The organism is Afifella aestuarii (genome assembly GCF_004023665.1).
In the GTDB taxonomy this organism is placed as follows: domain Bacteria; phylum Pseudomonadota; class Alphaproteobacteria; order Rhizobiales; family Afifellaceae; genus Afifella; species Afifella aestuarii.
Window position 1 is genome coordinate 92,128 of sequence record NZ_SAUF01000001.1, and the last position, 13,377, is coordinate 105,504.

At 66.2% G+C, this 13,377-nt stretch carries 10 protein-coding genes; 3 read left to right on the forward strand and 7 right to left on the reverse strand.

The window, feature by feature from the left end; translation table 11 throughout:
- Positions 1-4 precede the first annotated feature (4 nt).
- The 3 genes from addB to trxA are packed head-to-tail and all read left to right on the forward strand — an operon-like array spanning position 5 to position 7,026.
- The gene (addB, locus tag EO094_RS00385; protein WP_128290391.1) at positions 5-3,118 is read left to right on the forward strand and encodes a double-strand break repair protein AddB; all 3,114 of its coding nucleotides are present in this window, start codon (positions 5-7) and stop codon (positions 3,116-3,118) included.
- Positions 3,115-6,654: a double-strand break repair helicase AddA gene (addA, locus tag EO094_RS00390; RefSeq protein ID WP_164879498.1), complete on the forward strand. Its 3,540-nt coding sequence runs from the start codon at positions 3,115-3,117 to the stop codon at positions 6,652-6,654. Before addB ends, addA begins: the two co-directional genes overlap by 4 nt.
- Positions 6,655-6,705: 51 nt before the next feature.
- Positions 6,706-7,026, forward strand: coding sequence for a thioredoxin (trxA, locus tag EO094_RS00395; RefSeq protein WP_128290393.1), 321 nt, complete (start codon positions 6,706-6,708; stop codon positions 7,024-7,026).
- A 63-nt stretch (positions 7,027-7,089) separates the two neighbouring features.
- On the opposite strand, the gene EO094_RS00400 is transcribed toward trxA, so the two are convergent.
- The 7 genes from EO094_RS00400 to EO094_RS00430 form a co-directional block, all read right to left on the reverse strand.
- Positions 7,090-8,400: a bifunctional folylpolyglutamate synthase/dihydrofolate synthase gene (locus tag EO094_RS00400; protein WP_128290394.1), complete on the reverse strand. Its 1,311-nt coding sequence runs from the start codon at positions 8,398-8,400 to the stop codon at positions 7,090-7,092.
- Between the two features lie 3 nt (positions 8,401-8,403).
- A complete protein-coding gene (accD, locus tag EO094_RS00405) occupies positions 8,404-9,372 on the reverse strand; it encodes an acetyl-CoA carboxylase, carboxyltransferase subunit beta (RefSeq protein ID WP_128290395.1) in 969 nt (322 codons plus the stop codon).
- 9 nt (positions 9,373-9,381) lie between these two features.
- A complete protein-coding gene (trpA, locus tag EO094_RS00410) occupies positions 9,382-10,239 on the reverse strand; it encodes a tryptophan synthase subunit alpha (RefSeq protein ID WP_246008320.1) in 858 nt (285 codons plus the stop codon).
- Positions 10,229-10,474: a hypothetical protein gene (locus EO094_RS00415; RefSeq protein ID WP_128290396.1), complete on the reverse strand. Its 246-nt coding sequence runs from the start codon at positions 10,472-10,474 to the stop codon at positions 10,229-10,231. The genes trpA and EO094_RS00415 overlap by 11 nt, the downstream gene beginning before the upstream one ends.
- A 10-nt stretch (positions 10,475-10,484) precedes the next feature.
- Positions 10,485-11,732, reverse strand: a complete 1,248-nt coding sequence (trpB, locus tag EO094_RS00420) for a tryptophan synthase subunit beta (protein WP_128290397.1) — start codon at positions 11,730-11,732, stop codon at positions 10,485-10,487.
- Positions 11,733-11,762: 30 nt separating this feature from the next.
- Entirely contained in the window at positions 11,763-12,470 is a 708-nt protein-coding gene (locus EO094_RS00425; protein WP_128290398.1) for a phosphoribosylanthranilate isomerase, read from the reverse strand.
- A 62-nt stretch (positions 12,471-12,532) separates the two neighbouring features.
- Positions 12,533-13,345, reverse strand: a complete 813-nt coding sequence (locus EO094_RS00430) for an alpha/beta hydrolase (protein ID WP_128290399.1) — start codon at positions 13,343-13,345, stop codon at positions 12,533-12,535.
- Positions 13,346-13,377: the final 32 nt, after the last annotated feature.

Here is a 13,377-nt window from a genome sequence, read left to right on the forward strand (position 1 = left end):
AGCGATGACGACGAGCACCGGCACGCAGGACCATCCCAACGTTTTCACACTGCCTGCCGGTGTCGCCTTTCTCGATGAGCTGGTGGAGGCGCTCTATGACGGGCGTCTTCCAGGCGTGGGGGGGGTCGACGACCCACTGGCACTCGCCGACCTCACGCTTTATCTGCCGACGCGACGCGCCGCCCGCGCCATCCGCGGCAGCTTCCTCGCCCGCAGCCGTGCCGGCATCATCCTGCCGAAGATCCGCACGCTCGGCGATCTCGACGAAGACGAACCGCTCAGCGCGTTCGACGGGCTCGATGCGGAGGATCTGTCCCGCCCGGTGATGGCGCCGCTTTCGCGGCAATTGATTTTGACGCGGCTCGTGCTCGGCTGGTCGGGCGCGATCGCGCGGCAGAAGGCGGGTCTTGGCGACGAGCCGTCGCTCATCCCGGCATCGCCCGCCGATGCCGCGCGCCTCGCCGCTTCACTCGCAACCCTTCTCGATGATGTCGGCCTTGCGCCGGAGCGCTGGCAGGCACTCGGCCAGCTCGCGCCAGACGACCTCGCCCGCTACTGGCAGATCACACAGGAATTCCTGACGATCGTTTCAGACGCCTGGCCTTCGATCTTGAGCGAGCGCGGCCTCGCCGATCCGGGTGCGCAGCGCGACCTGCTTCTGCGGGCAGAGGCGCGCCGTCTCGCCGAGCGGGGATCGAAAGGCCCGGTGATTGCCGCCGGCTCCACCGGCTCGGTGCCGGCAACGGCGGAGCTTTTGGCCGTCATTGCCCGCCTGCCGAACGGCGCGGTGGTGCTGCCGGGTCTCGATCAGGAGCTCGACGCCGCTGGATGGGATGCGATCGGCGATGCGCGCAACGACCCTGCCGATGCCGGTCATCCGCAGTTCGGGCTGAAGAAGCTGCTTGAAAGCCTCGGCTGCGCGCGCGATGCGGTTATCCCGCTCGCATCCGCCCCCGCCGGCCTCAGCCGGCGCATGCGCTTTGTCTCCGACGCGCTCAGACCGGCCGCCACCACGGATATCTGGGCAGAGACGGTACCCGCACCGGAGGCTCTCGCTGACGCACTCGACAACGTCGCGCTGATCGAGGCCGCCGAAGAGCGCGAGGAAGCGTTGGCCGCCGCGCTCGTTCTGCGCCGGGCCGTCGAAGACGGGCAGACCGCCGCCCTCATCACACCCGACAGGGCGCTCGCCCGCCGCGTCTCCGCCATGCTGGAACGCTGGCAGATCCGCGTCGACGATTCCGGCGGCATGCCGCTGTCGCTGACCCCGCCCGGCATCCTGGCGCGGCTCGTCGCAGAGGTGGCCTGGCGCGGTGCGGCCGCGATCCCGTTTCTCGCACTCCTCAAACACCCGCTCGCCCGCTTCGGCTGGCCGGCAGGGCGCGTGCGGCACGCCGCCCGTGTCCTGGAACGCGCCGTGCTGCGCGGCCCCGTCCTTGCCGAAGGGCTGGAGCCGCTTCAACGCGCCTTCCAAAAACGCCGTGCCGAGTGGCTGGCGAAGGAGGCACGGAGCGCAGCCCTCAACGGGCTCGAAGAGCGCGATTGGGACGAAGCAGAGGCGCTGCTTGCCGAGCTTCTGACTACGCTTCAGCCCATGCTGGAGGTGTCGAGAGAGGCGCCCCTCTCAAATCTTCTTGGGGCGCATGTGGCGGCGCTCTCAGCGATCGGACGTGACGAGGAGAGCGGCCCTGGCGAGCTCTGGCAGGACGAGGCGGGCGAGGCCATGGCCGCGCGTCTCGACGCGCTGACAGAGGCCGCACCCGAGGGTCCGGAGCTTTTTTACGGCGATTATCCGGCGCTGTTCGAGGCGCTGATTGGCGATGTTCGGGTGCGCCGGCGCGGCGGCAACGATCCGCGCGTGCACATCTGGGGCGCGCTCGAAGCCCGTTTGCAGAATGTGGACGTCGCCATTCTCGGCGGCCTCAACGAAGGTGTCTGGCCGCGCCCCTCGCAAAGCGATCCGTTCCTGTCGCGGCTGATGGCGGCCTCGATCGGTCTCGATCCACCCGAACGCCGGCTCGGCCTCTCGGCTCACGATTTCTATCAGGCGCTCGGACATCCGCAGCTCTATCTCAGCCGCGCATTGCGGCAGGGAGCGGAACCGATGGTGCCGTCGCGCTGGCTGCAACGGCTGACCGCCCGCGCCGGCGAGAGCGCAACACACGCATTGCGGGCACGCGGCGACGAAATCCTGGGCATGACCCGCCTTCTCGACCGGCCGGAGACGAATATTTCCCTTGCCGCGCCAGAGCCGCGACCGCCGCTCACCGCCCGCCCGAAACGGCTTTCCGTCACGCGCATCGAAACGCTCATCCGCGATCCTTATGCGATCTACGCGCAATATGTGCTGGGCCTCGACGCCTTCGAGGAGATCGCCTCGCCCGCCGGCGCGGCCGAGCGCGGTATGCTGATCCACGATATTTTGGAGAATTTCATCAAAGAGCGCCCGGCCGGCCCTTATGACAAGGCGGCAAAGGCGCACCTTGCAGAGGTGGGTCGTGAGGCTTTCGCGGCCTACGAGGATTGGCCGGAAGTGGCGGCACTGTGGTGGCCGCGCTTTCAACGCATCGCCGACTGGTTCCTCGCCCAGGAGCGCGGCCGCACGGAGGTCCAGAAACGTCATGTGGAAGCGACGGGCGACTGGGCCCTCAGCCCGGAATTCCGCCTGACGGGCCGGGCCGACCGCATCGATCTTCTGAATGACGGGCGGCTTGCCATCATCGATTACAAGACCGGCACGCCGCCGAGTGCCAAAGCCGTCCTATCGATCAGCCCGCAATTGCCGCTGGAGGCGCTGATGGCGCGGCGCGGCGCCTTCAAAGACACGCCGTCCGGCGAAACCGCCGAACTCCTCTATTACCATCTCTCCGGCCGTGGCGAAGGCGGGCAGGTGCACGCGCGCGGCTTCCGCAAGCCGACGAAAAGTGAGCCGGGCGTCAGCCTGGAGGAATGCCTGCGGGCGACGGAAGACAAACTCATCGCGCTCATTGCGCATTTTGCGCAGGCCGATACGCCCTACCTTTCCAACCGCGTGCCGCGCTCGGACCGGGAATTCGGCAGCGATTACGATCATCTTGCCCGCATCGGTGAATGGTCGCTCGGCGAGGGCGAGGAATGAAACGCCCGGCAAGCCCCACCGAACGCCAGCAATGGCAAGCCTCAGATCCCGCCGCCTCTGCCTGGGTGGCGGCCAATGCCGGTTCCGGCAAGACGCATGTCCTGACCCAGCGCGTCGTGCGGCTGCTGCTTGCCGGGGCCGATCCCGCTGCCATCGTCTGCCTCACCTACACCAAGGCCGCAGCGGCGGAGATGTCGGGCCGCGTCTTCAAGATGCTCGGCGAATGGGCGACGCTCCCGGACGCAGAGCTGACGGAGGCGATCGCCAGAAGTCAGGGCGAGACGCCGCGACCCGAAACCCTGACGCGGGCACGCCGTCTCTTTGCGCAGGCGCTGGAGACACCGGGCGGCCTCAACATCCAGACGATCCACGCCTTTTGCGAGCGGATCCTGCACCAATTCCCCTTCGAGGCGAACGTGCCGGGGCATTTCGAGGTGCTGGACGAAACGGCCGCCGAGGGGCTGCTCCTTGAAGCCCGGCAGGCCGTCCTGCGCGCCGCCAAATCGGACGGTTCTCGTCTCGGCACCGCCTTCACCCGGCTTGCGACACTGCGATCCGATCAGGACATCGAGGCGGCCCTTGCGGCGCTCGTGGCCGAACGCGACCGGCTGGAGCGATGGATCGCGTGGGCGGCGACAAACACCCACACCCCCTCCGAGGACATCGACGATGCGATTGCCGACCTCCGGCGCCGGCTGGGGCTTGAAGCGGACGAGAGCGAAGAAGCTCTGTGCGCAGAGATCTGCCGCGCTTCGGGGTGGGCATCGGGAGATTGTCGAAGCCTGTGCGACGCCCTTTCGGCAGAGGCGGCGAACCGCACCGACGAGGGGGCACGGAGCGCACTGGGAGCGATCCTCGCCCATGAGGGCGGAGCGCTTGAAGCTGATTTTCGCGCCGCCTTCTTCCTGACGGCAAAGCCGGAGGGCTGGTCCCCCCGCAGCGAGAGCCGGCGTTTCTCCGCCGCCTTCCGCCGCAACCGGGACGGCCTCGATGATCTCTTTGCCGGCGAGGCGGCCCGCCTTCAGCCCTTGCGCGAACGTCTGTCGCTGGCGCGCACGGCGGAAGCGACGGAAGCGCTTCTCCTCATCGGAGGCGCCATCCTGCAGCGCTACCGCGTCCTGAAGCAGCGGCGCGGCTTCCTCGATTTCTCCGACCTCATCCTGCGCACGCGCAATCTCCTGCAGCGGCCGGACGTGGCGGCCTGGGTGCAATACAAGCTCGATGCCGGCATCAGCCATCTTCTCGTCGACGAGGCGCAGGACACCTCTCCCGACGCCTGGGCGATCGTCGAGCAGCTGGCGGAAGAATTTTTCGTCGGCGAGAGCGCCGAACGCCGGCCACGGACCCTTTTTGCCGTCGGCGACGACAAGCAGTCGATCTACGGTTTCCAGGGCGCCGAGCCGCGGCTTCTCGCCGAACTCGGCCGCAAGTTCAAAACCCGCGCCGAGGCCACCGCGCAGGAGTTTCGCGCCCTCTCGCTCGGCGTCTCCTTCCGCTCCACGCAGGCCGTGCTCGACGCGGTCGACACGGTCTTCGACGGGCCGCTCTCCGAACGGGTGACGCGTCTCGGCTATCAGCGGCACCAAGCCTATCGGCAGAATGTGCCCGGACGCGTCGAAATCTGGCCGCGCATCGTCCGCCCCAAGGGCGAAATGCCGGAGGATTGGTGGCAGCCCTTCGACGCGCCGGCGGAATCTGAACGAAAACTCGCAGAAGAGATTGCCGACGAGATCGCGCGCCTGCTTCACCCTGAGGCACGGCTTCCCTCCGGCAAGGTGATCTCCGCCGGCGAGATCATGATCCTGACGCGCAAGCGCGGCAGTTTCGCCCGCGCCATGGTCAGGGCGCTCAAAGCCCGCAACCTGCCGACGGCCGGCGCCGACCGGATCGCGCTTGCCGACCACATCATCGTGCAGGACCTTCTGGCGCTCGCCGATGTCGTTCTCCTGCCGGAAGACGATCTGCAGCTTGCGGCCCTTCTGAAATCGCCGCTCTTCGGTTTCGACGACGACGATCTGATGGCGCTTGCGATCGGGCGCGGCAGAGAGAGCCTGTTCTCGCGGCTTCGTGCAAGCGAGGACCCCCGTCACAGCCAGGCGGCGGAACGCCTGCGGCATTGGATGGCGATGGCCGACCAGATGCCGCCCTTCGCCTTCTATACGCGCCTCGTCGAGGCCGAGGGGGCGCGCAAGGCCTTCCGGGCGCGGATGGGCAGCGAGGCGGACGACGTGCTCGACCTTGTCCTCTCGGCCACGCTCAGCCTGGAGCGCGTCTCCCCGCCCGGCCTGCAGGCTCTGGCCACCGCACTTCGTGAAGGCGGCGGCGACATCAAGCGCGAGCTTTCGGAGACAACCGATGCCGTCCGCGTGATGACCGTGCATGGGGCGAAAGGGCTCGAGGCCGACATCGTCTTCCTCGCCGATACCGGCGGCCAGATTGCGGCACCCCAGCACCGTGACGCACTCGCCTTCATCGGCGACGACGACGATCCCGCCTTCATCTGGCGCCAAAGCAAAGAAGACGCGACGCCACAGCAGCGCGAGGTGGAGGCGAAGGAGGCGGAGGCCGCACGCGACGAATATTTCCGCCTTCTCTATGTGGCGATGACGCGGGCGCGCGACGTTCTCTACGTCACAGGTATCAGGGGCGATCGCACACCCAAGGATGGCTGGTACGCGGCGATCCGGAATGCGCTCGCGTCAGAGAACGATGAAAACGCGGAAGACGGTTCCGACAACGAGCTCGCCGAGCGCCTGCACTTCTTTGGGCTGGAACCGGGCGACGGCCCGCCGCCCGCACCCGAAGAGAGGGTGGAGACACCTTCGGTTACTCCTCGCGTCCTACCGGAATGGGCAGAGCGCCCGGCCGCGCCGGCACCGCGTCCGCCGCAGCCGCTTCGCCCCTCCAGTGCCCTCGCCGAGGAAGATCCGCCCGACAGCGCGCCAGCGCCAGTCATTGCGGGGCGGAGCGCGGCGATGCGCGCCGCAGCCGGCCGCGGGCGGGCGATCCACCGGCTTTTGCAGTTCATGCCCGACTGGCCTGCCGATGAAAGGCAGCGGCGTGGGGAGCTGCTTCTCGCGCGGGACTGGCCGGAGGCCGCGCCCGCAGATGTTGCGGCCGCGCTGTCGGAGGCTGCAGGCGTCCTCGCGCATCCCGACCTTGCCGGGTTCTTCGCAGAGGGGAGCCGCGGGGAGGTGTCGCTCGTGGGCGAGATCGCGACCTCACGCGGGACGTTCGCCGTCGGCGGGCGCGTCGACCGCCTGGCGGTGACGGAGAGCGCCGTCCTTCTCGCCGATTACAAGACGAGCCTGTCGCCTCCCGCCTCGCTTGCTGCGGTCGACGAAGGAATGGTCCGCCAGCTTGCTCTTTACGCGCGTCTTCTCGGGCCCCTTTACCCCGGGCGAAAGGTCCAGGCCGCGCTCGTTTTCACCGCCGGTCCGCGCATTTTTCCGGTGTCCGCCGAGCGCCTCGCCGAAGCGCTCGCACCTCTCGACATCGCGCATGGCAGTCCATCTTCCGGCACGCCGCTCGCTTGACCGACCCCAAGGCCCTCCCTACGTTCCTCGTGAAATCTCAGGAGAATCTTTATGACCACCGAAACCGTGAGCGACGGCACATTCGAGGCCGACGTGCTCAAGTCCGAGACACCCGTCATCGTCGATTTCTGGGCGGAATGGTGTGGTCCCTGCAAAATGATCGCGCCGCATCTGGAAGAGATCGCGGGCGAAATGCAGGGCAAGGTGAAGATCGCCAAGCTCAATGTCGACGACAATCAGCAGACCGCGATCAAGTACGGTGTGCGCTCCATCCCGACGCTGATCATGTTCAAGGGCGGCGAGCCCGTCGACATGAAGGTCGGCGCGAGCGCCAAGAGCGATCTGCAGAAGTGGATTGCCGGCGCCGCCTGAGCCGCCGCCTTGTCTGCTGCGTCTCCATCCGATCGGCGGCGCGAGTTTTTCACGGCCCTTTGCCTAAACCGGCAGAGGGCCGTTTTCTTTGAGCACCTGACCGGCGAGATAAAGCGAACCGCAGATGAGAATGCGCGGCGGTTCCGTCGCCATGTCGCCGATCGCCTGCAAAGCGGTCCGCACGTCAGGCGCAGAGCGCGCCGGCAGCCCGACCTCGTTGGCACGCGCGGCAAGCTCGCGTGGATCGAAGCCCGCATGTCCCTCGATGGGGACCGTGAAGACATATTGGGTGAGACTGTCGAAGGCGGAGAAGAAGCCGTGCGGGTCCTTCGTCGTCAGCATGCCGGTGATGAGGAAGAGCGGCTTCGGCGCACGGTCGAAGAGCGAGGCCATTTCAGCTGAAATAACCGAGCCGGCGGACGGATTGTGCCCGCCGTCGAGCCAGACCTCGCTCCCGGGAGGAGAGGAGGCGACCAGTGGGCCTTCGGAAAGGCGCTGAAGCCGCGCCGGCCATTGCGCCTCGCGTAGGCCCTGGCCGATCGCCTCGGCGCTGATGTCGACACCGATGGCACGGAGCGCTGCGACCGCCGTCCCCGCGTTGTCGATCTGATGCTGACCGAGAAGCCGCGGCAAAGGCAGGTCGAGCAATCCGTCTTCGTCCTGATAGACGAGGCGGGCGTTTTCGCCGTGCGCGGCCCATTCCTGATTGTGCCGAAATGGAACGGCATGCGCCGCTTCCGCCTCCAGCCCCAGAAGCGCCATCACATGCTCGTCCTGGCGGCCGATGACAGCGGGCGCGCCAGCCTTCAGAATTCCCGCCTTCTCCATGGCGATCTCGGCAATTTCGGTGCCCAAGAACTCCGCATGGTCGAGGCTGATCGACGTGACGACGGAGGCGAGCGGCCTGGCGATCACGTTGGTCGCGTCAAAGCGGCCGCCGAGCCCGACCTCGATCAGGGCGAAATCGGCAGGCCGTTCGGCAAAGAGCTTGAAGGCGATGGCCGTGGTGATCTCGAAGAAGGTGATCGGCTCGCCCGCATTCGCCTCGCGCACGGCCTCGATCGCATCCATGAGCGTTGTATCATCGACCAGCTGGCCGCCCCCCGCCGCGCCCAACCTGATGCGCTCGTTGAAGCGCACGAGATGCGGCGAGGTGTAGACATGCGCCGTCTTGCCGGACGCCTCCAGCATGGCGCGCAAAAACGCGACCACGGAGCCTTTGCCGTTGGTGCCGGCAACATGGATGACCGGGGGCAAGCGCTCCTGCGGGTTGCCGAGGCGCTCAAGCAGCCGGGCGATGCGTTCAAGCGAGAGATCGATACGCTTCGGATGCAGCGCCAGAAGCGCTTCAAGTCTCTCTTCGAGTGAGGCCATCTATCAGGCCGGCTGCGGCCCGGATGCGGCAGCCGGCTCTTCTGTCGGCTTCTCGGCCACCGCTGCCAACTGCGCCTCTTCGGCAAGCGTATCTTCGTCGATCGTCGGCTCGGGCGGAGGTTCGGGCAGTTTCATCAACAGGCGGCAGAGACGGGCCACCGTCGGGCGGAGATCCTGACGCGGGACGACCATGTCGATCATGCCGTGCTCGAGAAGATAATCGGAGCGCTGGAAACCCTCGGGAAGCTTTTCGCGGATGGTCTGTTCGATGACGCGCGGGCCGGCAAAGCCGATAAGGGCACCGGGTTCGGCGATATGGATATCGCCCAGCATGCCGTAGGACGCGGTCACGCCGCCCGTCGTCGGATTGGTGAGAATGACGATGTAGGGCAGTCCCGCTTCCTTCAGCCGATCGACCGCGACCGTCGTGCGCGGCAATTGCATCAGCGAGAGGATACCTTCCTGCATGCGCGCACCGCCCGATGCGGTGACGAGCACGAAGGGCACGCCACGTTCATACGCCGCCTCGGCGCCGGCAATCAGAGCCTCCGCCGCGGCCATGCCGAGCGAGCCGCCCATGAATTCGAAATCCTGCACGGCGACGATGAGCGAGACGCCCTCCACCTTGCCTTCGGCAACGAGGATCGCGTCTTTCAGGCCAGTCTTCGCCTTCGCGGCCTTGAGCCGGTCCGAATAGCGCCGTTCGTCACGGAAGCGCAGGGGATCGGTGACCGGCTCAGGGAACTCGATTTCCTGCCACTGCGCAAAATCGAGAAACAGACGCAGCCTGGTGCGCGCATCGATGCGCTGATGATAGCCGGAGCCCGGAAAGACGAACTGGTTCGCCTCCAGATCCTTGTAGAAGACCATGGTGCCGGTCTCCGGGCATTTGACCCAGAGATTGTCCGGCACTTCGCGTTTGGTCCAAAGACCGCGGATCTTCGGGCGGACGACGTTGGAAATCCAGTTCAACGGTGTCTCCTATTCGGCGGCCATCTGGCGCGCGAAACGCACGCCTTCGGCCAGCTCCTGCACCAGCGCCTCGACGGCGGCAACAGTGCCGTCGGTCGCGTGGCCTTCTTCATCCAGACTTCCGGCGACCGCCTGCACGATCGCGGAGCCGACGACGACCCCATCGGCTGTGCGGCCGATGGCGGCTGCCTGTTCGCGCGTTCTGACGCCGAAACCAACGGCGACCGGCAGATCGGTATGCGCCTTGATGCGCTCCACCGCCGCCGCCACGTCGCTCGTCTTGGGGGCGGAGGAACCGGTGATGCCGTTGATCGAGACGTAATAGACGAAGCCGGAGGTGTTTTGCAAAACTGCCGGCAGGCGTCTGTCATCCGTCGTGGGCGTGGCAAGGCGGATAAAATTGAGCCCGCCCTTCAGGGCCGGGATGCACAATTCGTCATCCTCTTCCGGCGGAAGATCGACGACAATGAGCCCGTCGACGCCGGCTGCGCAGGCATCAGCGACGAACTTCTCCGGCCCGTATTGGTAGACCGGGTTGAAATAACCCATCAATACGATCGGCGTATCGGCGTCGGTTGCGCGGAAATCGCGCACGAGCGCGAGCGTCTTCTTCAGGGTCTGGCCGGCATGGAGCGCGCGAAGGCCCGCCGCCTGGATCGCAGGCCCATCGGCCATTGGATCGGAAAAGGGCATGCCGAGTTCGATGATGTCGGCACCGGCCTTGGGCAAAGCGGCGAGAATGCGCGCGCTCGTTTCAAGGTCGGGATCGCCGGCGGTCACGAAGGTGACGAGGGCCGGCCGCAATTCCTGAGCGACGGCCGCAAAGCGGCGCACGATCCGGCCGCCGGAAGACATCTCAGCTGACATGGTCTCTCACTTCGATGGTCACGGCGAAAGCGAAGAAGCCGTCGCGGTCGATATGCTCGCGGGCGACTTCCGCATCGAAGGCGATGCGCGGGTTTTCGTCGTCGGGAATGTTGCGGAGGAAGACGAGATTCTCGCTGTTGCGAATGCCTTCGGCCTCCTCGCGATGGTCGCCGGCACGCACGGCGACGTAATGATCGCGGTTTTGCAGCGAACGGTAGATCTCAAAATAGGTCATCGTCCCCCCTTCAGATCTCCATATCGAGATGCTCGGCCACAGCGAAGATGTCCTTGTCGCCGCGCCCGCTCATATTCATGACGATGATCTGGTCACGGTCCATCTGCGGTGCAAGCTTCAGCACATGCGCCAAGGCATGGGCCGGTTCGAGCGCCGGAATGATGCCTTCAAGGCGGGTGCACAGCTGGAAGGCGTCGAGGGCCTCGCGGTCGGTCGCCGAGACATAGGTGACGCGCCCCGTCTCCTTGAGCCAGGCATGCTCCGGCCCGATGCCCGGATAATCGAGGCCGGCGGAGATCGAGTGGCCTTCGAGGATCTGGCCGTCCTCGTTCTGCAGAAGATAGGTGCGATTGCCGTGCAGAACGCCGGGCCAGCCGCCGTTCAGAGAGGCAGCATGCCCGTTCTCCACATCGAGCCCGTGGCCGCCGGCTTCGACGCCGTAGATCTGAACGGCCGGGTCGTCGAGGAAGGGGTGGAAAAGCCCGATCGCGTTCGAGCCGCCACCGAGACAGGCGACGAGCGCATCGGGAAGCCGGCCTTCCAGGTCCTGAAGCTGGTCCTTCGTCTCATTGCCGATCACCGCCTGAAAATCCCGCACGAGCTCGGGATAGGGGTGCGGGCCCGCGGCCGTGCCGATGATGTAATAGGTGTCCTCGACATTGGTCACCCAGTCGCGGAGCGCCTCGTTCATGGCGTCCTTCAAGGTGCCGGCGCCGGCGGTGACGGGTTTCACCTCGGCGCCGAGAAGGCGCATGCGGAAGACGTTCGGCTTCTGCCGTTCCGTATCGGTCTTGCCCATATAGATCGTGCAGGGAAGCCCGAAGCGCGCCGCCACCGTTGCCGAGGCCACGCCATGCTGGCCGGCACCGGTTTCGGCAATGATGCGCGTCTTGCCCATGCGGCGGGCAAGCAGGATCTGGCCGAGGCAATTGTTGATCTTGTGCGAGCCCGTATGGTTGAGCTCCTCGCGCTTGAAATAGACCTTGGCGCCCCGGCCGACGCCCGCTTGTTCGCGCAGATGTTCGGTCAGCCGCTCGGCATAATAAAGCGGGCTCGGTCGGCCGGAATAATGCTTGGCGAGATGCGCAAGCTCGGCCTTGAATTCCGGATCGGCCTTGGCGCTCTCATAGGCCTCTTCGAGCTCGAGGATATTCGGCATCAAGGTTTCGGCGACGAACCGGCCGCCGAAAATGCCGAAATGACCGCGATCGTCCGGGCCGGTGCGGTAGGAATTGGGCTTCATTGCTGGCTCAGCCATCAGTGCAATACCTTCACAGTCAAACGTTGCTCAGGCCGCGGCGACCGGGGCGGCTTTCGCCGCGGGCCTTGCATCTTTCGCGTCTCCGCGGCGCGCATCATGGGCGCGCACGGCCGCGACGAAACGAGCGATTTCGGCCGGATCCTTCACGCCCGGTGCCCGCTCGACACCGGAGGACACATCGACGGCCGAAGCCCTCGTCGCCGCCAAAGCGGCGCCAATGTTGTCGCCATTGAGGCCGCCCGACAAAAACCACGGCATTCCGGGCGCAAAATCTTCCAGGAGCCGCCAATCGAAAGAGGCGCCGTTGCCGCCCGGCCTCGTCGCCCCTTTCGGCGGGCGCGCATCAAGGAGCAGACGCTCGACATGGCCGGCGTAAAGGGACGCCCTGTCGAGATCCGCGCGCTCGCCGATACCGAGCGCCTTGAGCGCGCGCAAACCGAAACGTGAGCGGATTTCCGTCGCACGCTCCGGCGTTTCCGAACCATGCAGCTGGATGAAATCGGGCCTGAGATCGCGCGCGATCTCCTCAATGAGATCGTCTTGCGCATCAACGGTCAGCGCGACGATGCCCACTCGGCCTCGGGCAGGCGCCGCGAGCTCCGCCGCGCGTGCAATCGACAGCGATCGCGGGCTCTTCGCGAAGAAGACGAAGCCGATCCAATCGGCGCCGGCAGCAAGCGCCGCGTCGATGTCTTCAGGCTTCGTCAAACCGCAGATTTTGACCTCTGTCTTCATCGCCTTCCAGTCGCACGAATCCGCATTCTTGTCCAACGTCAGCAGGGGTTTGCGGCCCCTCATCACCCTTTGTCGGAGGCCTGTTCGGCGGCCATCGCCTCCACCGCGGCAACGAGCCGCGTGAGATCCTGCGGCCGCGACAGACGGTGGTCGCCATCACGCACCAGCGTCAGGATCGCATCGTCATAGCAGAGGCGGTCGAGAAGCGCCTCGGCATGACGCCAGGGGACATCCGTATCGCGCATCCCCTGCAGGATGTGCACCGGACATCCGATCTCGATCGGCTCGGCGGCGAACAGATGCTTTTCGCCATCCTCGATCAGCTCTCGAGTCAAGATATAGGGTTCGTCGGCATAATCTGAAGGCTGTTCGATGAAGCCCTTCTCGGCCATCTGCGCGCGCTCCGCCTCGCCGAAATGATCACTCATCAAGGCCTTTGTCATGTCCACAGCGGGGGCGATCAGCACCATGCCGTGAAGCCGGTCCGTTTCGCCGCGTTCGGCCAGCGCATTCGCCAGAAGAAGGGCGATCCAACCGCCCATGGAGGAGCCTACGACGATCTGCGGGCCTTCGGTGAAGGCCTCGAAAACGGCGAGCGCCTCTTCGAGCCAGCGCGAGATGGTGCCGTCGCTAAAGGCGCCTCCCGATTCGCCGTGCCCGGAATAATCGAAACGGGTGGCCGCATGGCCGTGCTGCGCCGCCCAGGCGTCGAGCGCCTCGGCCTTGGAGCCGCGCATGTCGGACCTGAAACCGCCGAGCCAGAAGACGCCGGGCGCGCGAGCGCCCGAACTGCGGCCATTGCGCCGCAAAACGGCGATCCGGCGCTTTTCTTCGCCCTCCCCCACGGCGAGGCTTTGCAAGTCGGTCTCCGTCATTCTAAGTCTCGCTCCTCGCAGCTCGGCTGTGG